The sequence below is a fragment of the Novosphingobium sp. KCTC 2891 genome (assembly GCF_025938155.1).
Lineage (GTDB): Bacteria > Pseudomonadota > Alphaproteobacteria > Sphingomonadales > Sphingomonadaceae > Novosphingobium.
In genome coordinates this window covers 85,001-105,410 of the sequence record NZ_JAPCZG010000002.1, presented here as the reverse complement: position 1 = coordinate 105,410, position 20,410 = coordinate 85,001, and the positions used below count along the sequence as shown (strand labels likewise).

At 67.5% G+C, this 20,410-nt stretch carries 23 protein-coding genes; 13 read left to right on the top strand and 10 right to left on the bottom strand.

Annotation, left to right across the window (positions count from 1 at the left end; genetic code table 11):
- Positions 1–273: 273 nt before the first annotated feature.
- Positions 274–522: a GlsB/YeaQ/YmgE family stress response membrane protein gene (locus OLX02_RS04170; RefSeq protein ID WP_264420500.1), complete on the top strand. Its 249-nt coding sequence runs from the start codon at positions 274–276 to the stop codon at positions 520–522.
- 84 nt (positions 523–606) lie between these two features.
- Here the strand turns inward: OLX02_RS04170 and nadB are convergent, their stop codons facing one another.
- Positions 607–2,187 (bottom strand): L-aspartate oxidase, encoded by a 1,581-nt coding sequence (nadB, locus tag OLX02_RS04165; RefSeq protein ID WP_264420498.1) that lies wholly within the window; start codon positions 2,185–2,187, stop codon positions 607–609.
- Positions 2,188–2,588: 401 nt separating this feature from the next.
- A complete protein-coding gene (locus tag OLX02_RS04160) occupies positions 2,589–3,533 on the bottom strand; it encodes an ABC transporter ATP-binding protein (RefSeq protein WP_264420496.1) in 945 nt (314 codons plus the stop codon).
- Between the two features lie 136 nt (positions 3,534–3,669).
- Here OLX02_RS04160 and OLX02_RS04155 point away from each other — a divergent pair, with 136 nt between their 5' ends.
- The 9 genes from OLX02_RS04155 to OLX02_RS04115 all read left to right on the top strand — a co-directional run bounded on the left by OLX02_RS04155 (position 3,670) and on the right by OLX02_RS04115 (position 10,179).
- Complete coding sequence (locus tag OLX02_RS04155) at positions 3,670–3,867, top strand: zinc-finger domain-containing protein (RefSeq protein ID WP_264420494.1); 198 nt, start codon at positions 3,670–3,672, stop codon at positions 3,865–3,867.
- Between the two features lie 51 nt (positions 3,868–3,918).
- Positions 3,919–5,361, top strand: coding sequence for a metalloprotease TldD (gene tldD, locus OLX02_RS04150; RefSeq protein ID WP_264420492.1), 1,443 nt, complete (start codon positions 3,919–3,921; stop codon positions 5,359–5,361).
- A gap of 8 nt (positions 5,362–5,369) precedes the next feature.
- The gene (locus OLX02_RS04145) at positions 5,370–5,840 is read left to right on the top strand and encodes a GFA family protein (RefSeq protein WP_264420490.1); all 471 of its coding nucleotides are present in this window, start codon (positions 5,370–5,372) and stop codon (positions 5,838–5,840) included.
- 80 nt (positions 5,841–5,920) lie between these two features.
- On the top strand, positions 5,921–6,343 hold the full coding sequence (locus OLX02_RS04140) for a hypothetical protein (protein WP_264420488.1): 423 nt from the start codon (positions 5,921–5,923) through the stop codon (positions 6,341–6,343).
- Positions 6,344–6,394: 51 nt separating this feature from the next.
- Complete coding sequence (locus OLX02_RS04135) at positions 6,395–6,907, top strand: GNAT family N-acetyltransferase (RefSeq protein WP_264420486.1); 513 nt, start codon at positions 6,395–6,397, stop codon at positions 6,905–6,907.
- 52 nt (positions 6,908–6,959) lie between these two features.
- Positions 6,960–8,099, top strand: a complete 1,140-nt coding sequence (gene ispG / locus OLX02_RS04130; protein WP_264421158.1) for a flavodoxin-dependent (E)-4-hydroxy-3-methylbut-2-enyl-diphosphate synthase — start codon at positions 6,960–6,962, stop codon at positions 8,097–8,099.
- 2 nt (positions 8,100–8,101) lie between these two features.
- On the top strand, positions 8,102–9,007 hold the full coding sequence (locus OLX02_RS04125) for an EamA family transporter (RefSeq protein WP_264420483.1): 906 nt from the start codon (positions 8,102–8,104) through the stop codon (positions 9,005–9,007).
- Positions 9,004–9,507, top strand: a complete 504-nt coding sequence (locus tag OLX02_RS04120) for a GNAT family N-acetyltransferase (protein ID WP_264420481.1) — start codon at positions 9,004–9,006, stop codon at positions 9,505–9,507. The genes OLX02_RS04125 and OLX02_RS04120 overlap by 4 nt, the downstream gene beginning before the upstream one ends.
- A gap of 36 nt (positions 9,508–9,543) precedes the next feature.
- On the top strand, positions 9,544–10,179 hold the full coding sequence (locus OLX02_RS04115; protein WP_264420480.1) for a murein L,D-transpeptidase catalytic domain family protein: 636 nt from the start codon (positions 9,544–9,546) through the stop codon (positions 10,177–10,179).
- A gap of 73 nt (positions 10,180–10,252) precedes the next feature.
- On the opposite strand, the gene OLX02_RS04110 is transcribed toward OLX02_RS04115, so the two are convergent.
- The gene (locus tag OLX02_RS04110; RefSeq protein WP_264420479.1) at positions 10,253–11,704 is read right to left on the bottom strand and encodes a L,D-transpeptidase family protein; all 1,452 of its coding nucleotides are present in this window, start codon (positions 11,702–11,704) and stop codon (positions 10,253–10,255) included.
- 204 nt (positions 11,705–11,908) lie between these two features.
- Here OLX02_RS04110 and OLX02_RS04105 point away from each other — a divergent pair, with 204 nt between their 5' ends.
- Positions 11,909–12,805 (top strand): DMT family transporter, encoded by an 897-nt coding sequence (locus OLX02_RS04105; RefSeq protein WP_264420478.1) that lies wholly within the window; start codon positions 11,909–11,911, stop codon positions 12,803–12,805.
- Between the two features lie 30 nt (positions 12,806–12,835).
- On the opposite strand, the gene OLX02_RS04100 is transcribed toward OLX02_RS04105, so the two are convergent.
- The gene (locus OLX02_RS04100; RefSeq protein ID WP_264420476.1) at positions 12,836–13,006 is read right to left on the bottom strand and encodes a hypothetical protein; all 171 of its coding nucleotides are present in this window, start codon (positions 13,004–13,006) and stop codon (positions 12,836–12,838) included.
- A gap of 105 nt (positions 13,007–13,111) precedes the next feature.
- Positions 13,112–13,273 (bottom strand): hypothetical protein, encoded by a 162-nt coding sequence (locus OLX02_RS04095; protein ID WP_264420474.1) that lies wholly within the window; start codon positions 13,271–13,273, stop codon positions 13,112–13,114.
- A gap of 264 nt (positions 13,274–13,537) precedes the next feature.
- On the opposite strand from OLX02_RS04095, the gene acnA reads away from it, so the two are divergent.
- Complete coding sequence (gene acnA, locus OLX02_RS04090; RefSeq protein WP_264420471.1) at positions 13,538–16,222, top strand: aconitate hydratase AcnA; 2,685 nt, start codon at positions 13,538–13,540, stop codon at positions 16,220–16,222.
- Positions 16,223–16,417: 195 nt separating this feature from the next.
- On the opposite strand, the gene OLX02_RS04085 is transcribed toward acnA, so the two are convergent.
- Positions 16,418–16,498, bottom strand: coding sequence for a hypothetical protein (locus tag OLX02_RS04085; protein WP_264421157.1), 81 nt, complete (start codon positions 16,496–16,498; stop codon positions 16,418–16,420).
- A 19-nt stretch (positions 16,499–16,517) separates the two neighbouring features.
- On the opposite strand from OLX02_RS04085, the gene OLX02_RS04080 reads away from it, so the two are divergent.
- A complete protein-coding gene (locus tag OLX02_RS04080) occupies positions 16,518–17,111 on the top strand; it encodes a hypothetical protein (RefSeq protein ID WP_264420469.1) in 594 nt (197 codons plus the stop codon).
- Between the two features lie 480 nt (positions 17,112–17,591).
- On the opposite strand, the gene ruvB is transcribed toward OLX02_RS04080, so the two are convergent.
- The 4 genes from ruvB to ruvC form a co-directional block, all read right to left on the bottom strand.
- Positions 17,592–18,620 (bottom strand): Holliday junction branch migration DNA helicase RuvB, encoded by a 1,029-nt coding sequence (ruvB, locus tag OLX02_RS04075; RefSeq protein WP_264420467.1) that lies wholly within the window; start codon positions 18,618–18,620, stop codon positions 17,592–17,594.
- 1 nt (position 18,621) lies between these two features.
- Positions 18,622–19,239, bottom strand: a complete 618-nt coding sequence (gene ruvA, locus OLX02_RS04070) for a Holliday junction branch migration protein RuvA (protein WP_264420465.1) — start codon at positions 19,237–19,239, stop codon at positions 18,622–18,624.
- Between the two features lie 55 nt (positions 19,240–19,294).
- Positions 19,295–19,849 carry a DUF4337 domain-containing protein gene (locus OLX02_RS04065; RefSeq protein WP_264420464.1) on the bottom strand — a complete coding sequence of 185 codons (555 nt, stop codon included), beginning with the start codon at positions 19,847–19,849 and terminating at the stop codon, positions 19,295–19,297.
- A 63-nt stretch (positions 19,850–19,912) separates the two neighbouring features.
- A complete protein-coding gene (gene ruvC, locus OLX02_RS04060; protein WP_264420462.1) occupies positions 19,913–20,389 on the bottom strand; it encodes a crossover junction endodeoxyribonuclease RuvC in 477 nt (158 codons plus the stop codon).
- Between the last annotated feature and the right edge of the window lie 21 nt (positions 20,390–20,410).

Sequence of the window (20,410 nt, the reverse complement as noted above, 5' to 3'; positions counted from 1 at the left end):
GAGGTCCCCCATCGGCCCAACCACAATCCATAGTGCCTCAACCACTTTCAGACACAAGGGGGTAAAGGCCCTGACCCCGATTCGGTTTGTCGCACGTACGATTCGTTTCGTCGTCATGACAGCTATGCTGCAGTGCAGCGACGCGTGAGGCGAGCGACCTTTCAAGAGGCAAATGGCACCCGTCGGAATTTTTTTGGTGTCGGTCAGCAAATTGTGGACAAGAACGGGTCAACCGGCGTCTGACGGGGTGTCCACAGGAATGGAGTGCTTTGCGTGCTGAACCTCATCTCGATCCTGCTTTCGGGCCTGCTGGTCGGCTTCGCCGCGCAGGTGCTCTATCCCGGCCCGATCGACATGGGGCTGGGGCGCACGATCCTGCTGGGCATCGGCGGCTCGCTGGTGGCCGGCCTCGCTGCGAGCTGGCGTGACGGACGGCCCTGGAGCGAAGGCTTCAGCCGCGCCGGTTGCATCGCCTCGGTGATCGGCGCGATGGTGCTGATCTTCCTCGGCCGGCACTTCTGAGCGCTGCCGGGGCGCTGGCCCCGGCAATCCCAACCCCGCGGGCTGGCCCACGCCGCAGGCTGGCTGCGCCCCGCAAGCCGCCCGTCAGGGCACCAGGATGGTGTCGCGCGCCACCGCGTCGGTCTGCGGGTAATCGAGGTTGTAGTGCAGCCCCCGGCTCTCGTGCCGGGCCTGTGCCGAGCGGACGATCAGTTCGGCGCTCTGCAGCAGGTTGCGCAGCTCGATCAGGTCGGTCGAGACGCGGAAGTGGCCGTAGTAGTCGTTCACTTCGTCGAACAGCAGCTTGATGCGGTGCGCGGCGCGTTCGAGCCGCTTGTTGGTCCGCACGATGCCGACATAGTTCCACATGAAGCGGCGGATCTCGGTCCAGTTCTGCTTGATGACCACTTCTTCGTCGGCCTCGGTCACGCGGCTTTCGTCCCACGGCCGCACTGCCGGCGGAGTCTCGAAGCTGTCCCACCGGGCCAGGATGTCGCGCGCGGCAAGGTCGCCGAACACGAAGCATTCGAGCAGCGAGTTCGAGGCAAGCCGGTTGGCGCCGTGCAGCCCGCTCTCGGTGCATTCGCCGGCTGCATAGAGGCCGGGCAGGTCGGTGCGCCCGTCGATGTCGATCAGCACGCCGCCGCAGGTATAGTGCTGCGCGGGCACCACCGGGATCGGCTGCCGGGTCATGTCGATGCCAAGGCCCAGCAGGCGTTCGTAGATGTTGGGGAAATGCCCGCGGACGAACTCGGCCGGCATATGGCTGATGTCGAGATGGACGAAATCGAGGCCGAACTTCTTGATCTCGGAATCGATCGCGCGGGCCACGATGTCGCGCGGGGCGAGTTCGAGCCGGTCGTCGTAGAATTCCATGAAGCGCTTGCCGCTGCGCGGGTTGATCAGCCGCCCGCCTTCGCCGCGCACCGCCTCGGTGATGAGGAAGTTCTTGACCTCCAGGTTGTAGAGGCAGGTCGGGTGGAACTGCATCATCTCCATGTTGGAGACGCGCGCGCCCGCACGCCAGGCCATGGCAATGCCGTCGCCGGTGGCGCCGCGCGGCGCGGTGCTGAACTGGTAGACGCGCCCCGCGCCGCCGGTGGCGAGGATCGTGGCGCGGGCGGTGTGGGCCTCGACCTTGCCGGTCGCTTCGTCGAGCGCATAGACGCCCCAGACGCGGCCCGAGCCGCAATAGCGCGCCGCCTCGTGCCGTCCGGTGATGAGGTCGATGCAGGTCTGGCCGGGCAGCAGGGTGATATTGGGGCTGTCGTGAGCGGCCTTGAGCAGCGCCTTCTGCACCGCGGCCCCGGTGGCATCGTCGACATGGACGATGCGGCGGTGCGAATGCCCGCCTTCGCGGGTCAGATGGAGCGAGCCCTGCTCGGCATTGAACGGCACGCCCAGCGCGATCAGGCGGCGGATTGCCTCGGGCGCGTGCTCGACCACGAACTCCACCGTCTCGCGCCGATTGAGGCCCGCGCCGGCGATCATCGTGTCGTGAATATGGTTCTCGAAGGTGTCACCTTCGTCGAGTACCGCGGCGATACCGCCCTGCGCCCAGTTGGTGGAGCCGCCATCGAGCGCTCCCTTGGCGAGGACCAGCACCTTGCAGCGTTCGGCAAGGACGAGGGCGGCGGTCAGCCCGGCAGCGCCGGAGCCGACGATGAGAACGTCGTGTTGGGTCAACCTGCGCGGCTCCCGAAAGGGGCTATCGTTGATGGAACGGACCGGGGTCCGTGCTGTTCCTTTGCCCTCCGCGACCCGGTTTGGAAAGCCGGATTGGCTGACTACCAAGAGTTAATTATGAAAACTATCTTTCATTAATTTAATTAGGCTTCGCACTTGCAGCATGGTAGAAATACGTAATCCGCTCCAATGTTTACGGGATGGCGACATCATGTTTGGCCGGCTGCTCTGTCTGTTCAACCGTCACCGCCCAAGGCGGGACCGCATCGAATGGGACGGCTTCAACTACATCTCGGATTGCCGCCACTGCGAAGCCACTGTGCGCCGCCAGCCGCGTGGCGGCTGGCGTGCCCACCAGGGCGGTGCGCGAAAGTCGCAGAAGTCGGTCTGACGGCGGCGGATCAGGCAGCCGCGCTGGTGGTCAGCCGCACGAACACATCTTCCAGATCCGCCTCGCGCGTGGATACGTCGATGATGGCGTAACCCTGGTCCTGCACGAGCGCGAGCACCTGCCCGGCGTTCATGCGGTCCTTGTCATAGGTGATCTCGACCTGCCGCTCGGCGGAAACGATGCTTTTCAGGAAAGCGGGATGCTGCGGCGGCGCGGTCACGTCGCGGTCCAGCGTCAGCACCACGATCTTCTCGCGCGCCATGTCGACCAGTTCGCGCGTCGGCTTGTTGGCGATCAGCTTGCCGTGGTTGATGATGGCGATCTGGTCGCACAGTTCCTCGGCTTCTTCGAGGTAGTGCGTGGTGAGGACCACGGTAACGCCGTCCTCCTTGTTCAGCCGCACCACCAGTTCCCACAGCTGGCGGCGCAGCTCCACGTCGACGCCGGCGGTCGGCTCGTCCAGCACCAGCACGGGCGGGGCGTGGACCATGGCCTTGGCCACCAGCAGGCGGCGCTTCATGCCGCCCGACAGCGAGCGGGCATAGGCATCGGCCTTGTCGGCCAGATGGACCGAGCGCAGCAGCTCCATGGAGCGGCGCGCGGCCTTGGGCACGCCGTACAGCCCCGCCTGGATGCCAAGCACTTCCAGAGGGGTGAAGAAGGGATCGAACACGATTTCCTGCGGCACGATGCCGATGGAAGCCTTGGCGTTGCGCGTGTCGCGGTCGATGTCGTGGCCCCAGATCTCGACCTGGCCCGAGGTTTTCATCACCAGCCCGGCCAGCGTGTTGATCAGGGTGGACTTGCCCGCGCCGTTCGGGCCGAGCAGGCCGAAGATCTGGCCCTGCGGCACGTCGAAGCTGACGCCGTCCAGGGCCAGTTTGCCGGGCGCCTTGCCTGCGGGGGCGTAACGCTTGACGAGATCGCGGATCATGATGGCGGGCTGGGAAGTCATGCCGCCATCCCTGCCCCCGGACGAAGGCGAGGTAAAGGGGCATCGGCAACCCTGCTCTCGAGGGTCGCTATCGAGGGCGCCCGAAGACCATCCGCGCGCTTGTCCGCGCGCGCCGGTTTTGCTAGCGGCACTGCCCATGATCAAGGCACCCGAGACGACCCTCACCGACTCCGCCCGCGTCTGGTGCGACGGCGCCACCGACATTCGCGGCGGCAGCGCGCTTGGCCATCCCCGCGTGTGGATGGAAATCGACGAAAAGGGCTATGCCGAATGCGGCTATTGCGACCGCCGCTTCGTGCTGAAGGGCGGCCCTGCGGACACCGCAGCCCAATAACCCTCCGGTTCCAGTAGCGCAGCGCGGCGCGCCTTCCTATATCGGGAGGCGATGACCGATCTCACCAACCCCCGCTCGCTGCTCTACCGCCCCGGCCTGCTGACGCCCGACGACGCCCTGCGCCTGACGCGCGATGCGTTGAAGGCCTGCGACGACGGCGAGCTTTACCTCCAGTTCATCGCTTCCGAGAGCTTCGGCTTCGACGATGGCCGGCTCAAGATGGCCGATTATTCGCGCGATGCGGGCTTCGGCCTTCGCGGCGTTTCGGGAGAAATGACCGGCTTCGCCCATGCCAACGAGATGTCAGCGGCCGCCATCGCGCGCGCCGGCGAGACGCTGAAGCTGCTCGATCCGGCCAAGGGCCAGCCCGCGCCCCCGCCGCGCCGCAACAACCGCCATCTCTATACCGATGCCTCGCCGCTCGATGCGGTGCCGTTCGAGGCCAAGGTCAAGCTGCTCGAATCCATCGACGCCGCTGCCCGCGCCCGCGATCCGCGCGTGGCGCAGGTGTCGGCCTCGCTGTCGGGCACGTGGTCGGTGGTCGAGATCGTGCGCGCCGACGGTTTCGTCGCGCACGACGTGCGGCCACTGGTGCGGCTCAACGTCTCGATCGTGGCCGAGCAGAACGGCCGGCGTGAGACGGGCAGCTTCGGCATTGGCGGGCGGCGCCTCTATGACGACCTGTTCCTGCCCGAAACATGGAACCGCGCGATCGACCACGCGCTGGAACAGGCGCTGGTCAATCTCGAATCGGTGGCCGCCCCGGCGGGCGAGATGACCGTGCTGGTCGGCCCCGGCTGGCCGGGCGTGCTGCTGCACGAAGCGGTGGGCCACGGGCTGGAGGGCGATTTCAACCGCAAGGGCACCAGCGCCTTCTCGGGCCGCATCGGCCAGCGCGTCGCCGCGCCGGGCGTGACCGTGATCGACGACGGCTCGCTGCTCGGCACCGGGGGGCAGGGCCGGCGCGGCTCGCTCTCGATCGACGATGAAGGCACGCCCACGCAGGAGAACATCCTGATCGAGGACGGCATCCTCAAGGGCTACATCCAGGACCGGCTCAACGCGCGCCTGATGGGCGTGGAGCCGACCGGCAACGGCCGCCGCGAAAGCTATGCCCATGCGCCGATGCCGCGGATGACCAACACTTTCATGCGCGGGGGCAACGACGATCCGGCCGAACTGCTCAGCCGGGTGAAGAACGGCATCTACGCCAAGAGCTTCGGCGGCGGGCAGGTGGATATCACCAGCGGCAAGTTCGTGTTCTCCTGCACCGAGGCCTACCGGGTCGAGAACGGCAAGCTGGGCGCGCCGATCAAGGGCGCCACGCTGATCGGCGATGGTCCCACCGTGCTGACGCGCGTCACCGGCATCGGCAACGACATGGCGCTGGACGAAGGCGTGGGCATCTGCGGCAAGGGTGGGCAGTCGGTGCCCGCCGGCGTCGGCCAGCCGACGCTGCTGGTCGAAGGGCTGACCGTGGGCGGCACCGCCTGATCGCGGCCGTGGCGGCGGGCGATATCATCGCCGGTGGCTGTGGCTGCGGCGCGGTCCGCTATACCGCCACCGACGGCGGCTTCCTGCCTTATGCCTGCCACTGCACCGGCTGCCAGACGCGGCAGGGATCCTCCTTCGCGCTGAACCAGCAGGTGCCCGCAGCGGGCCTTGTGGTCGATGGCGATACGATCTCCGGCACGGTGCTGTCGGTCAGCGGCGCGCGCGTGACGCACCATGCCTGCCCCCTGTGCCTGACGCGGCTCTACACCGTAAGCGATCGCCGGCCCGCGCTGCCCACGATCCGTACCGGCACGCGCGACGACAGCGCCGGCGTCGTGCCCGCGTTCCATATCTGGACCCGCCACAAGCAGCCGTGGATCGTCCTGCCTCCCGGCGTTCCCGCGTTTTCCGCCGAGCCGGACGATGCGGCGTGGGAGCGGCTGGTGCGCGGCGAAGGATCGGGCGGGGGCGCGCGTTGAATGACCGGCAGGGCCGGTCAGCGCCGGTTCAGCCGGGGTGAGGTATCGATCGCAGATCGAATTTCGAAGGACAACGAATCATGGCGAAGACGGCACGCATGACGGGGCTTGCCCTTGCGGCAGGCGCGATGGTTCTGGCGGGCGGCACCGCGCACGCGAAGCCCCGCCTCACCGGCGAGCAGCAGCTGGCCAAGATGCTGGAAGGGCGCGTCGCGGGCGAACCGGTCGATTGCATTTCCATGCCCACGATCAGTTCGAGCCGCATCATCGACAAGACCGCGATCGTCTACGATTCGGGCAGCACGCTTTACGTGCAGCGCCCGCGCACGGGTGCGGAATCGCTCGATGAGGATGACGTGCTGGTGACCAAGCTGACCAGCTCGCAGCTGTGCAGCGTGGACACGGTCCACCTGCATGATCGCAGCGGCGGCTTCTGGCGCGGCTTCGTGGGGCTGGACAAGTTCGTGCCCTACCGGAAGGTGAAGGCCGCCGAGGCCAAGTAAGGCCGCACGCCGGGCTGGCAAGCGCGGCAGAGGGCGATTAGGAAACGGCGCATGACTCTGCGCCTTGCCCGCCCCGACGATGCCGCCGCCCTGTCCGACCTCGGCCGCCGCGCCTTCGTCGCCAAGTTCGGCCACCTCTATCGGCCGGAAGACCTCGCCGCCTTCCTCGATGGCAGCCACACGCCGGAAAAGATCGCCGGGGAACTGGCCGATCCGGGCATGACGGTGGCCGTGATCGAGGAGGAGGGCGACCTGCTGGCCTTCTGCAAGCTGCTCCACCACAGCAGCCTGCCGCGCGTGACCGACGCGCAGCGCCCGCTCGAACTCAAGCAGCTCTACACCGATCCCGACCGGCTGGGGCGCGGCAACGGCGCGCGGCTGATGGGCTGGGCGCTGGACGAGGCGCGTGCACGCGGCGCGGACGCCATCGAACTGTCCGTGTGGAGCGAAAACCCCGACGCGCAGCGTTTCTATGCCCGCTACGGCATGGAAAAGGTGGGCGAAGCGATCTTCATGGTGGGCGAACAGGCCGACGAGGACTGGATCTTCTCGCTCCGCCTTTAAGGGCGTCCCGGTAAGGGTTTCGCGCAAGCGCCGGGTGCCCTATATGCGCCCCATGTCCTCGATCCGTCCCTGGCGCGATATCGCGCGTCGCAAGAGCCGCCAGATCATGGTCGGCACGGTTCCCGTCGGCGGCGATGCCCCGATCACGGTCCAGACCATGACGAACACGCCCACGTCCGACCCGGTGGCGACGATCGACCAGATCCGCCGCTGCGAGGAAGCCGGCGCGGACCTGATCCGCGTGTCGTGCCCCGACGTGGAAAGCACCGCCGCCTTCCGCCAGATCGTGAAGGCCGCGCGCGTGCCGCTGATCGCGGACATCCATTTCCACTACAAGCGCGCGCTTGAAGCGGCAGACGCAGGCGCCGCCTGCCTGCGCATCAACCCCGGCAATATCGGCAGCAACGCGCGCGTTGCCGAAGTGGTGCGCGCGGCCAAGGCCAACGGCTGCGCCATCCGCATCGGCGTCAACGCGGGCAGCCTCGAGAAGGACCTGCTCGAAAAGTACGGCGAGCCGTGCCCCGAGGCGCTGGTGGAAAGCGCGCTCGATCACATCAAGCTGCTGCAGGACCACGATTTCCACGAATACAAGGTGGCGGTGAAGGCCAGCGACGTGTTCCTGGCCGTTTCCGCCTACATGGGGCTGGCCGAAGCGGTCGATTGCCCCTTGCACCTTGGCATCACCGAGGCCGGCGGGCTGATCGGCGGCACGGTCAAGTCCTCCATCGGCATCGGCAACATGCTGTGGGCGGGCATTGGCGACACGCTTCGCGTCTCGCTCTCGGCTGAGCCGGAAGAGGAAGTGCGCGTCGGCTTCGAGATCCTGAAGGCGCTGGGCCTGCGCACGCGCGGCGTTCGCGTCGTCTCGTGCCCCTCGTGCGCGCGGCAGGGCTTCGACGTGATCCGCACGGTCGAGGCACTGGAAAAGCGGCTGACCCACATCAAGACGCCGATCTCGCTCTCGGTGCTGGGCTGCGTCGTCAACGGCCCCGGCGAGGCGCGTGAAACCGACATCGGCGTGACCGGTGGCGGCAACGGCAAGCACATGGTCTATCTTTCGGGCGTGACCGACCATCACGTCCAGTCGGCCGACATGCTCGATCACATCGTCGCGCTGGTCGAGGCCAAGGTGGCCGAGATCGAGGCGGCCCAGGACGCCACACCGCCGGCCGTGACCGAGCCGGCGGAGTAACCTTGCCCCCGCGCCACGGCCTGCCGGCTCTCCACCTGCTGCTCGCCATTGCCATCATGGCGGTGTGGGGCACCAATTTCGTCGTCATCAAGATGGCGCTCGCGCACCTGCCGCCGCTGACGCTGGCGCTGCTCCGCTTCGTCTTCGTGTTCTTCCCGCTGGCGCTGGTGCTACCCCGGCCGAAGGTGCCCTGGCGCAACCTGGCCCTCTATGGCGTGCTGATCGGGGCGGGGCAGTTCGGGCTGCTGTTCACCGCGATGCGCGGGCAGATCACGCCCGGCCTCGCCAGCCTTGTCGTGCAGACGCAGGTGTTCTTCACCATCGGCCTGTCGATGCGGCTGACGGGCGAGCGCGTGGCTCGCTTCCAGATCGCCGCGCTGCTGCTGGCCACGGCGGGGCTGGCGGTGATCCTGACGCACACCGATGGCAGCGCCACACCGCTGGGACTCGCGCTGGTGCTGTGCGCGGCGCTGTCGTGGTCGGGCGGCAACATGGTCGCGCGCCGGGCAGGGCAGGCCGATCCCAAGCTTAACATGCTCGCCTATGTCGTGTGGTCGGCGCTGTTCGCGGTGCCGCCGCTGCTGGCCTTCGCGCTGCTGCTCGAAGGGCCGCAGGCGATGGCGGCGGGGATCGCGGCGGCGGACGGCTGGACGTGGGGCGCGGTGGCGTGGCAATCGGTCGGCAACACGATGTTCGGCTATGCCGCGTGGGGCTGGTTGCTGGGCCGGCACCCCGCAGCGCAAGTTGCGCCGATGGCGCTGATGGTGCCGGTGTTCGGGCTTGGCGCCTCGGCCCTGCTGCTGGGCGAGCCGTTGCAAGTGTGGAAGCTGGCCGCTTTCGCGCTGGTCATGGCGGGCCTTGCGCTGGGCATGTTGTGGCCCCGGATCAGGATGAGGATGACACGATGACGCTTTCCATTCGCCCCGCCACCCCCGCCGACGTCGGCCTGATCGCCGACCTGATCCGCGCGCTCGCCGATTACGAGAAGTTGCTCGACCAAGTGCGCTTCGACGAAGCCGTGCTGGGCGAGAAGCTGTTCGGTGCCCGCCCCTATGCCGAAGTCGTGATCGGCGAGATCGACGGCGCGCCCCAGGGCTTCGCACTGTTCTTCCACAATTTCTCGACCTTTGAAGGCAAGCCGGGGATCTACCTGGAAGACCTGTTCGTGCGGCCGGAGGCGCGTGGTTCTGGCCTGGGCAAGGCGCTGCTGTCGCACCTCGCCGCGCTGGCGGTGGAACGCGACTGCGCGCGGCTGGAATGGTCGGTGCTCGACTGGAACGAGCCTTCGATCGGCTTCTACAAGGCGCTGGGCGCACGCCTGATGGACGAATGGACCATCATGCGCGTCGATGGCACGGCGCTGGCGCAGCTCGGCGAAGGGGCTGCAAGACTGGCCGAAAAAGTGTAGAACAAACGTTCACCACGCGGCAGGAAAGGCCGTGCTATGGACGGGAAGATGACGAAGGCGATGAACAGGCGGGCCGTGCTGACAGGCGCGGCAATAACGGCGGCGGCGGCCGCGCTGCCGGCGCGCGTCTTCGCCCAGCCTTATTCGATCAGCGAACAGCACCGCCGCGTGCTCGATGTCGCACGTGCGCGGGTGGAGCAATATCGCCCCTCGCTCTGGCGGACCGACATCGTTGGCGTGGCCGATTTCGCGCTGCCCTCGTCGCTGCCGCGCCTCCATTTCGCCGATCTCGAAAAGGGCGAGGTCCGCTCGTTCCTCGTCGCCCACGGCAAGGGCTCCGATCCGGAGCACGACGGCTTCCTCAAGCTGTTCTCGAACGAGCCGGGCAGCCTCGCGACCTCGCGCGGCGGGTTCATCACTTATGAGTGGTACAAGGGCAAGTACGGCACTTCGATCCGCCTTGGCGGCATGGACCCGGACAATTCCCACGTGCTCGACCGCGCGATCGTGCTGCACCCGGCCTGGTACGCCAACCCGGACATGCTGGAGAAGTGGGGCAAGCTCGGCCGCAGCGACGGTTGCTTCGCCATGGCCGAGGCCGATTTCAACGAAGCCCTCTGGCACCTCTCCGGCGGCCGCCTGCTGTTCGCGGACCGGCTGGGGATTTATTGAGGCTTGGTGTTGCCCGCCCCTGGCTTTCGCCAAGGGCGGAGCAAGGCCGCGCAATGCGCGGCAGATCAACGCATCAAAGCGGGTTGTCCAGCTTGATGATCGCCTCGGTGCTCTTGCGCTGGCTGGTGTGCAGTTCGCGGGGGGCGGCGAAGCTGGCGATCACCGGGGCATCGCGGCTGTAGAGGTCGTTAAAGCTGCGCATCATGCCGTTCACGTCGCGCGCCACCGTGAAATAGGTGACGTAGACCGGAAACGGCTTGGCCATCGGCACCTTGGTGTACTTGCCCGACAGGTTGTATTCCACCGCGGTTTCCGGCGGCAGTTCGGCCCCCAGGATGGCCATGGTCATGGCCAGCTCGGTTGCGCGTTCGGCGCGGATGCAACCGTGTGACAGCGCGCGCGTGGGCAGGGCGAACAGGCCCCGGCTCGGCGTGTCGTGGATGTAGATCGCGTGCTCGTTCGGCATGTCGAGCTTGACCCGGCCGAGCGCGTTGTTCTCGCCCGGCTGCTGGACCACGGTGATCGTGCCGTCCGCCGCCTTGGTCGCGACATAGCCTTCGCGCGCGGCCTGCTTCGGGTTGGCGATCAGTCGCGCGCCCAGGCCTTCGCCCTTCACGATCGATTGCGGCACCGTCCAAGTCGGGTTGAACACCACGTTCCTGACCTGCTCTGCCAGCTGCGGGGTGGCGGTCTTGCCCGGCTTGCCCACGATGGCGCGATAGGTGCGGATGTTCTGGTTGTTGACCGTCAGGCGCAGTTCCTGCTCGGGCACGTTGATCATCAGGTATTGCAGGCCAAGATCCTGCGCCAGCCAGCGCCAGCGGTCCATGTTGGCGCGGATCATCGCGATCTGCTTCGGATCCTTGGTCTTGGTCAGCATGTCCTTGAGCAGCGCGTAGTCGGGATGCTTCGGCGCCAGGCTGGCCAGCACGCCCTTCACGTCGTGCATCTCGGTCGCCTGGGCCAGAAGCTGCGCGTTGGGGTGGAGGTCCTGGTCGGGATCGACGGCGAACCACTGCACGCGCGCGGGCATCGGTGTGCGCCCGTCGCGCAGGTCCTCGGCCAGCCACACGAACAGGCGGCTGGCGAGCTGGTCGAGCGCTTCACCTTCGCCGACCTTGATCGCGGCGGCCAGCGGTGCGGGTTCATAATCGCGCGCGAACAGCCCTTCGGCGCCGATGCTCCGGATCGCTGCGAGCAGCGTCTGCGCGTCGGCAACGGTCCAGTGCGCCACCGGCATCGCTTCGGGTGCTTCGATCACCGGCTCGGCCTCGGTCGTGGCGGTTGCCGCGGCTGCCGGTGCGGCGGACGCTGCTGCCGGCTGGGGCGCCGCGGGCGCGGGCACGGCCGGCTGCGCAGGCACCGCCTTCGGCTGCACCGGCTTCGGCTGGGCAGGCTGGGCCTGGGCGGTCAGGTCCACCGGACCATCCTGCTGGCGCGCATCGGCGGGGCCGGCCAGCGAGGTGGCGGCGAGCAGGCTCGCGCCCAGCAGGCCGGAAAGGCTGGTCCGATCGAAAACGCGCATCGTGTCATATCCCTGTCTGCGGGAGCGTCCGGGTGGTGCGGTGAGGCCCGCGCCATGCTCGTGATTCCCTGCCCCAAGCCCTGTTGCCAATCAAGCAGCGTGCCTGACTGATTGCTGAATCCCCACCGCATTTCCCGGTTCCGCCCACAACAAGTTCCAGCCGAGACTTTCTTGCGCGACAGCGCCCGGCTATGCCGCCGGGCGATGAGCAGACCCTCGCTTCTCCTGCCGATCCTTGTCACGCTTGCGGGCCTTGCCTGCTTTGGCGTGATGGACGGCGTGATGAAGGCGGCCTCGATCGCGGTCGGTCCTTATGGCGCGATGTTCTGGCGCGGGCTGCTGGGGGCGCTGTTCATGCTGCCGCTGTGGCTGCGCAGCCGCCGCCGGGATGGCGCTCGCGGCTGGCCGGGCCGCGCGGTGATGCGCGTCCACCTGCTGCGCGGCGCGGTCGCGGCCGTCATGGCGGTGACTTTCTTCTACGGTCTAGTCCGCACGCCGATTGCAGAGGCGATCGCATTGTCGTTCATCGCCCCGCTCCTCGCGCTCTATCTCGCCGCCGTGCTGCTGGGCGAAACCGTCGGGCGCCGCGCGGTGGTGGGGTCGGTTCTTGCGCTGGCGGGCGTGGCGGTGATCGCGGCGGGCAAGTTCGGCGGCGATTACAGCGCGGAAGGCGTGAAGGGTCTCGCCGCGATCCTCGTCTCGGCGGTGCTCTACGCGTGGAACCTGGTGCTTCAGCGCCAGCAGGCACAGCTCGCCAGCCCGGAGGAGATCGCCTTTTTCCAGAGCGGACTGGCCTTCGTGCTGCTGGCGCCCGGCGCCCTGGTGCTGGCGCCGATGCCCGATCCGGCAACCTGGGGCGTGATCGCGGCCGCGGCGGTGCTGGCGACGACGTCGCTGATGCTGCTTGGCTGGGCCTATGCCCGGGCCGAGGCGCAAGTGCTGGTGCCGCTGGAATACACGGCGTTCATCTGGGCGGCCTTGGTTGGCTGGATCGCCTTTGCCGAGCCGCTGACCTGGCGGACGCTCGCCGGTGTCACGTTGATCGTGGCGGGCTGCCTGTTCGCTTCGCGGCGCGGCGAACCGCACCTCGAACCGGCCTGAGCCGCCCGCCCGGACGCGCTACAGCCGGTGTCAGCCGGCCATGCTTCCCTGCAGAAACGACCAAAGCGCGGCAGCAACGATCGCGGCCGTCATCGCGGCGACGATCGCCTGCGCGGTGCGATCGCGCGAAGGCGCGGGCCGCCGTGCCGGCGCGGGATCATAGGGATGGTGGCGACGGTGGCGCGCGGTGCGATCAACCATGGCGGGACCTTTCTTCTTGTTCCTCTACCCATCGGGCCCCGCCAGAATAAGACAGATAGATTACAGTTCCATTCAATTATCCGGCTGCAATGTAACAGTCAGGTTTCACGCGCCGAGCATCGCACGCAGCATCGCCCAGCCGGCGCCGGTCAGCGCGCCGCAGGCGAGCGCCAGCGCCAGCAATGTCGTGGTATGGTCGGCCACCCGGGCCGGCAGCGGGGCAATGATGTGCGGATGGCGCCGAGCGCGCGGTTGATAGATGCCCATGGCCTGAACCCCCTTTCGGCAATTTCGCCTCTTCCCCTCCCGACAGGATGAAATGAATGGACGCCTAATGCGTTCCATCGGGCAATTTAGCCTTTTGGCGGCCTTGACGAAGGGTCCGTAAGCGCGCATCGCGCTCGCGTTTTTCGGGCTGCCGTGCTCAACGTTTGCGTGCCGAACCGCCGCGTGATTGCCACGCCGGACGGCGCGTTTCCCCCGGGCGGGACGGCGTAGGCAGCCATGCCTTTAAGAGGGAAGACGCACAGCATGACCCAGGTCGGACAGGACTCGCTCGGCACCCGCAGCACGCTCACCGTTGGCGGCAAGGACTATGCCTATTACTCGCTCAGGAAGGCCGCCGGAAAGTTCGGCGACGTTTCGCGGCTCCCCTTCTCGATGAAGGTGCTGCTCGAAAACCTGCTGCGCTTCGAGGATGGCGGCTTCACCGTCTCCAGCGACGACGTGAAGGGCATCGTCGATTGGCAGAAGAACCCTGCCGCATCGAACAACGAAATCCAGTACCGCCCCGCCCGCGTGCTGCTGCAGGACTTCACCGGCGTTCCTTGCGTGGTCGATCTGGCCGCCATGCGCGATGCCATCGCCAAGCTCGGTGGCGATACCAGCAAGATCAACCCGCTGGTCCCCGTGAACCTCGTGATCGACCACTCGGTCATGGTCGATGAATTCGGCCATCCCAAGGCGTTCGAGGAGAACGTCGAGATCGAGTACCAGCGCAACCTGGAACGCTACGACTTCCTCAAGTGGGGTTCCAAGTCGCTCAACAACTTCTACGCCGTGCCCCCGGGCACCGGCATCTGCCACCAGGTCAACCTTGAGAACATCGCCCAGGCGGTGTGGACCAGCACCGACCAGAACGGCGTCACCGTCGCCTATCCCGACACCTGCGTCGGCACCGACAGCCACACCACGATGGTCAATGGCCTCGGCGTGCTCGGCTGGGGCGTGGGCGGCATCGAGGCGGAAGCCGCGATGCTCGGCCAGCCGGTCTCGATGCTCGTTCCCGAAGTGGTCGGCTTCAAGTTCACCGGCCAGCTCAGCGAAGGCGTGACCGCTACCGATCTCGTGCTGACCTGCACCAACATGCTGCGCAAGCATGGCGTGGTCGGCCGCTTCGTCGAATACTTCGGTCCGGGCCTTGCCGCGCTGACGCTGGCTGACCGCGCCACGCTGGCCAACATGGCACCCGAATACGGCGCCACCTGCGGCTTCTTCGGCATCGACGAAAAGACGCTGGACTACATGCGCCTGACCGGCCGCGAGGAAGCGCAGATCGCGCTCGTCGAAGCCTATGCCAAGGAGCAGGGCTTCTGGATCGACCCGTCGGTCGAGCCGATCTTCTCCTCGACGCTCGAACTCGATCTTTCGACCGTGGTGCCCAGCCTTGCCGGCCCGAAGCGCCCGCAGGACCGTGTGTCGCTGCCGGAAGTGGATGACGTATTCAACGCCGACATGGCGCAGACCTACAAGAAGACACCGGCGCGCGTGCCGGTCGAAGGCAAGGACTTCGATCTCGGCGACGGCGACGTGGTGATCGCGGCGATCACCAGCTGCACCAACACCTCGAACCCGGGCGTGATGGTTGCTGCCGGCCTCGTCGCCAAGAAGGCCAACGAGCTGGGCCTCAAGCCCAAGCCGTGGGTGAAGACCTCGCTGGCCCCCGGCTCGCAGGTCGTCACCGACTACTTCAACCGCGCCGGCCTTCAGGAGCACCTGGACGCGGTGGGCTTCAACCTCGTCGGCTATGGCTGCACCACCTGCATCGGCAACTCGGGCCCGCTCTCGGATCCGATCAGCAAGGCGATCAACGAGAACGGCCTCGTCGCTTCGGCGGTGATTTCGGGCAACCGTAACTTCGAAGGCCGCGTCTCGCCGGACGTGCGCGCCAACTTCCTCGCCTCGCCGCCGCTGGTCGTCGCCTATGCGCTCAAGGGCACGGTGATCGAGGACTTCGTGTCCACGCCGATCGGTATTGCGACCACCGGGGCGAAGGCCGGCCAGGAAGTGTTCCTCAAGGACATCTGGCCGACCAACGAGGAAGTCTACACCACGATGGCCGGCTGCATGGACCGCGCCATGTTCCAGGCCCGCTATGCCGACGTCTACAAGGGCGACGCGCACTGGCAGGCGATCAACGTCACGGGTTCGGAAACCTACTCGTGGCGCGCCGGCTCGACCTACGTCGCCAACCCGCCGTACTTCGAGGGCATGACCATGACCCCGGCCGCGGTGTCGGACATCATCGAGGCCAAGCCCCTGCTGATCCTCGGCGATTCGATCACCACCGACCACATCTCGCCCGCCGGTTCGATCAAGGCGGACAGCCCTGCCGGCCAGTGGCTGATGGAGCACCAGGTCGCCAAGGCGGACTTCAACTCCTACGGCGCGCGCCGCGGCCACCACGAAGTCATGATGCGCGGCACCTTCGCCAACATCCGCATCAAGAACGAGATGGTCCCCGGCACCGAGGGCGGCTTCAGCCGCTTCGGCGATGAAGTCGGCGCGGTCTATGACGTGGCGATGAAGCACAAGGCCGAAGGCACGCCGATGGTCGTCATCGCGGGCAAGGAATACGGCACCGGTTCGTCGCGCGACTGGGCGGCGAAGGGCACCAACCTGCTCGGCGTGCGCGCCGTGATCGTCGAAAGCTTCGAGCGCATCCACCGCTCGAACCTCGTCGGCATGGGCGTGCTGCCGCTTCAGTTCAAGGACGGTGAGAGCCGCACCTCGCTGGGCCTGACCGGCGACGACACCTACACCATCAAGGGTGTCGCCAGCCTCCAGCCGCGCCAGGACGTGGAAGTCGAAGTCACCCGCAAGGATGGCTCGAAGTTCAGCTTCACGGCGCTGTGCCGCATCGATACCGCCAACGAAGTCGAGTACTTCATGAACGGCGGCATCCTGCAGTACGTGCTGCGCAAGCTGGCCGCCTGACAGGTCGGCCCTGTGGCCCGATGAAAGGGGCGGTCCCGCAAGGGGCCGCCCTTTTTCGTTGTGGGAATGGGCTTGCGGATGCGCTGCCGGCTGGCGGGGCCACGCCAGCCTGCGTCCCCGGCATACGAAAAAGGGCGGCTCCCCCCGAAGCCGCCCTTCCCGATGCCCACTGGAGAGGGCTGGAATGTGTCGCCGTCAGGCCGTGCGGGCGGCCTGCATGGCAAACCGCCGCCGGCCGACGAGCGCCGCGGCCGCCGCGCCGAACAGCAGGACCATCGACGGCTCGGGCACGTCGGTGCCGCTCGATCCGGTCGTGGTGGTCGTCGTCGCGCCGTTCGAGGAACTCGACGTGGACGTCGAGGTCGATGTGGACGTCGACCCGCTGGTGCTGCTCGATGTGCTGGTGCTCGTGCTCGCGCCCGAAGAGGTCGAGGTCGTGCTGGTGACGTTGCCCGACGAGGTCGAGATGTTGCCCGAGGACGTCGATGTGGTGCTGGTCAGCCCGCCGCTGGTCGTGCTGAGATTGCCCGACGAGGTGGACGTGGACGTGGCGCCGCCCGAGGTCGAGCTGGAACTGGAGCTGGACGAGGAACCCGAAGTCGAGCTGGACCCCGAGGTGGACGAAGACGTCGAGGTCGATCCGCCCGAAGTGGAAGTGGAGCCGCCCGAGGTCGAGGTGGACCCGCCTGATGTCGAGGTGGACCCGCCCGAAGTGGAGGTCGAGCCGGTGCTGGTGGAGGATACCACCACGCTGCCGCCGCCGCCCGAACCGAAGAAGCCGCCGAAGAACCCGCCGCCGAAGCCGCCGCTGGAACTGCCGCCGATCACGATCGGCACGCCGCCGCCGGAACTGCCGCCCACGCCGATCGGGGGCAGGGGGGGCATGTAGGGGATGGGGATCATCGCAGCCTGGGCCGGCGCTTCGCAGGTGCGCGTGGTCACGGCCTGCACCATCTTGCGCGGACGATGCGTCTTGCGCGGCGCCAGGCGGCGCGCGTGCTTCACCGGCTTCACCTTGATCGGCTTGACGTGGTGGATCTCGCCCGAAGACGGCGCTTCGGACACGTGGACCGCACCGCCCCCGAGGACGGCGCCTCCGGCCGCGCAGGCCGCGAGTTTTGCCAATGCCATCCGAACCGACATGATCGCTGCTTTCGTTAACTGGCCCCTGCGAGCACGGGGCCGATCGGTGCATTGCTGCAGAAGGCGCCCTTGTTCACACGCAAGCAAACGCAGATCACCGGGATTCTGGCAATGCCATTAACCAGCAATTCGCCGTGATCCGGCGCAAAAAGTGCCGCTCCAACCCGCTCCCGGTTAACTGTGTCCCGGATTGGAACCGAACCGCGCGCGAATCTGACCAGGCGGGTCAGCCTTCGCCTTCGAACAGTCCCGGCAATTGCGCCGTGGGCGGGGTGAGTCCCAGATGCTGCCAGCCGCGATCATTGAGGCAGCGCCCGCGCGCGGTGCGCGCCACCATGCCCAGCTGGATCAGGTAGGGCTCGATCACTTCCTCGATCGTGTCGCGCGGTTCCGACAGCCCGGCAGCCAGCGTTTCCACGCCCACCGGCCCGCCCTTGTAGATGTCGGCGATCATCGTCAGGTAGCGTCGGTCCTGCAGGTCCAGCCCCAGCGAATCGACTTCGAGCCGGGTCAGCGCGTTGTCGGCCAGCGTGCGGGTGATCGTCTCGGCCCCGTCCACTTGCGCGAAATCGCGCACGCGGCGCAGCAGCCGCCCGGCCACGCGCGGCGTGCCGCGCGCGCGGCGGGCGATCTCAGTCGCGCCGCCCTGGTCGATGCCCACGCCCATCAGGCTGGCGCCGCGCGTCACCACGCGCTCCAGCTCGGCCACGGAATAGAATTGCAGCCGCACCGGAATGCCGAAACGGTCGCGCAGCGGGGTCTGGAGCAGCCCCTGCCGCGTGGTCGCGCCGATCAGCGTGAAGGGCGGCAGGTCGATCCGCACCGAGCGCGCGGACGGCCCCTCGCCGATGATGAGATCGAGCGCGCGGTCCTCCATCGCCGGATAGAGCACTTCCTCGACCACCGGATTGAGCCGGTGGATCTCGTCGATGAACAGCACGTCGCCGGATTCGAGATTGGTCAGCAGCGCGGCAAGGTCGCCCGCCTTGGCGATCACCGGGCCGCTGGTGGCGCGAAAGTTCACGCCCAGCTCGCGCGCGATGATCTGCGCCAGCGTGGTCTTGCCCAGCCCCGGAGGCCCGAAGAACAGCACATGGTCCATCGCCTCGCGCCGCATCTTGGCGCTTTCGATGAACACGCGCAGGTTGTCCTTCGCCGCCGCCTGCCCGACGAACTCGGCCAGGGTCTTGGGCCGCAGCGCCGCGTCCGGATCCTCGTGCTGGCGGTCGGAGGAGAGAAGGGGGTTGTCGGTCATCTCACGCTGTCGCCCGCTTCAGCGCCACGCGCACCAGCTCGTTCAGCCCGGCGTCCTCGCCCAGGTCCTCCACCGCCCGCGCAACCGCCATCGTCGCCACTGCGGGCTTGAAGCCAAGGTTCTGCAAGGCCGAAATCGCGTCGGCGCTGGCAGAGCCTGCGGGCGCGGCCATGCCCGGATCGCCGCCGATGCCGGCCGGGCCGGAAAGGCCGGCAAGCCCGCCCGCCTTGTCCTTCAGTTCGTGCACGATGCGCGTCGCCAGCTTGGGGCCGACGCCGTTGGCGCGCGCGACCATCGCGCTGTCGCCATTGGCGCAGGCGCGCTGCAATTCCTCGACCGAGAGCGCGGAGAGGATCGCCAGCGCCACCTTGCTGCCCACGCCCTGCACCGCCGTCAGCAGCCGGAACCACGCGCGCTCGCCCGCGCTGGCAAAGCCGATCAGGCGCTGGTCGGTTTCGGAAACCTGCAATTCGGTGTGGATGACCACGCGGTCCCCGGCGATGCCGAGGTGGGTGAGCGTCTTGGCCGAGCAATGGACCATGTAACCGACGCCATGGACGTCGATGATCGCCCAGTCGGGGCCGGTTTCGTCGAGGAGGCCGGTAAGCTTGGCGATCATGGTTTGTTCCCTATGGCAGGGAACATTTCACCGCGCCAGAGCCTTTCGTGCAACCTTAGCCGAGCAGCGTGCTGAGCAGGTCGGGGTGGAAGCTGCCGCCCAGGAAGCCGTTCAGCCCCATGAACAGCCCGAACGCACCGAAGGCCCAGGCCGCCCACAGCAAGCCAGCGCTTTCCGCGAGCGCGGCGACTGCGGCGATCGAAATCGCGGTGGAAATCGCGGCATCGGCGGCGTCGAACTGGTCGTCGTGGAAATTCAGCCGGTCATAGAGCGCAGACTGCGCCTTGGCCGATGCGGCGAGGGCGGGCGCCTCTGCCTTGTAGCGGGCGATGTCATGGTCCAGCCCGGTGAGCGCGTCCGCTGCCTTTCCGGGCGGGGCCAGCGCGGCGAGTTGCAGCCGCGCATCTTCGGCCAGATGCTGCTTGGTCCGCGTGGACTGGTATTCGTTCCACTGGTCGATGGACGCGGCCTGCGCCTGCTCCATCGCCTGCACCACGTTGCCGTCCTTGATCCCGCACAGCCCGGCAAAGACCGAGAGCACCACCACCGTGATGGCGATCTGCCGGTTGAGCCGCTTGTCCTTGGCTTCCGCGCTGAGTTCCAGTTCCATGCCCGCCAGCATCGCGCGCGCCGCTTGGCGCCGCGATGGCCGGATGACTACGGATTGGTAAGCTCAGCGATGGCTGCCCAGCATATTGGCATGGGTGATCGCCACGGCCAGCGCGTCGGAGGCGTCCTCGCCTGCCAGTTTCACGCCCGGCAGCAGCACCTTGAGCATCGCCTGGATCTGCTGCTTTTCCGCGGCCCCGGTGCCGACCAGCGCCTTCTTGATGACCTTGGTGGAATACTCGGCCACGGGGATGCCCGCGCGCGCCACGCTGAGCATGGCAACGCCGCGTGCCTGCCCCAGCTTCAGCGTCGACTGCGGGTTCACGTTGACGAACACTTCCTCCACCGCGCCCGAATCGGGGCGGTGGGTCAGGATCACGTCGGTCAGCGCGGCGTCGAGTTCGACCAGCCGCTCCGCCATCGAAGCCTTCGCGTTGGTGCGGATCTGGCCGTTGGCGACATGGGAAAGCCGGCTGCCCGCCTTCGCGACCACGCCCCATCCGGTGCAGGTGAGGCCGGGGTCGATGCCGAGGATGATCAAGCGATCATCCCCATCATCGCG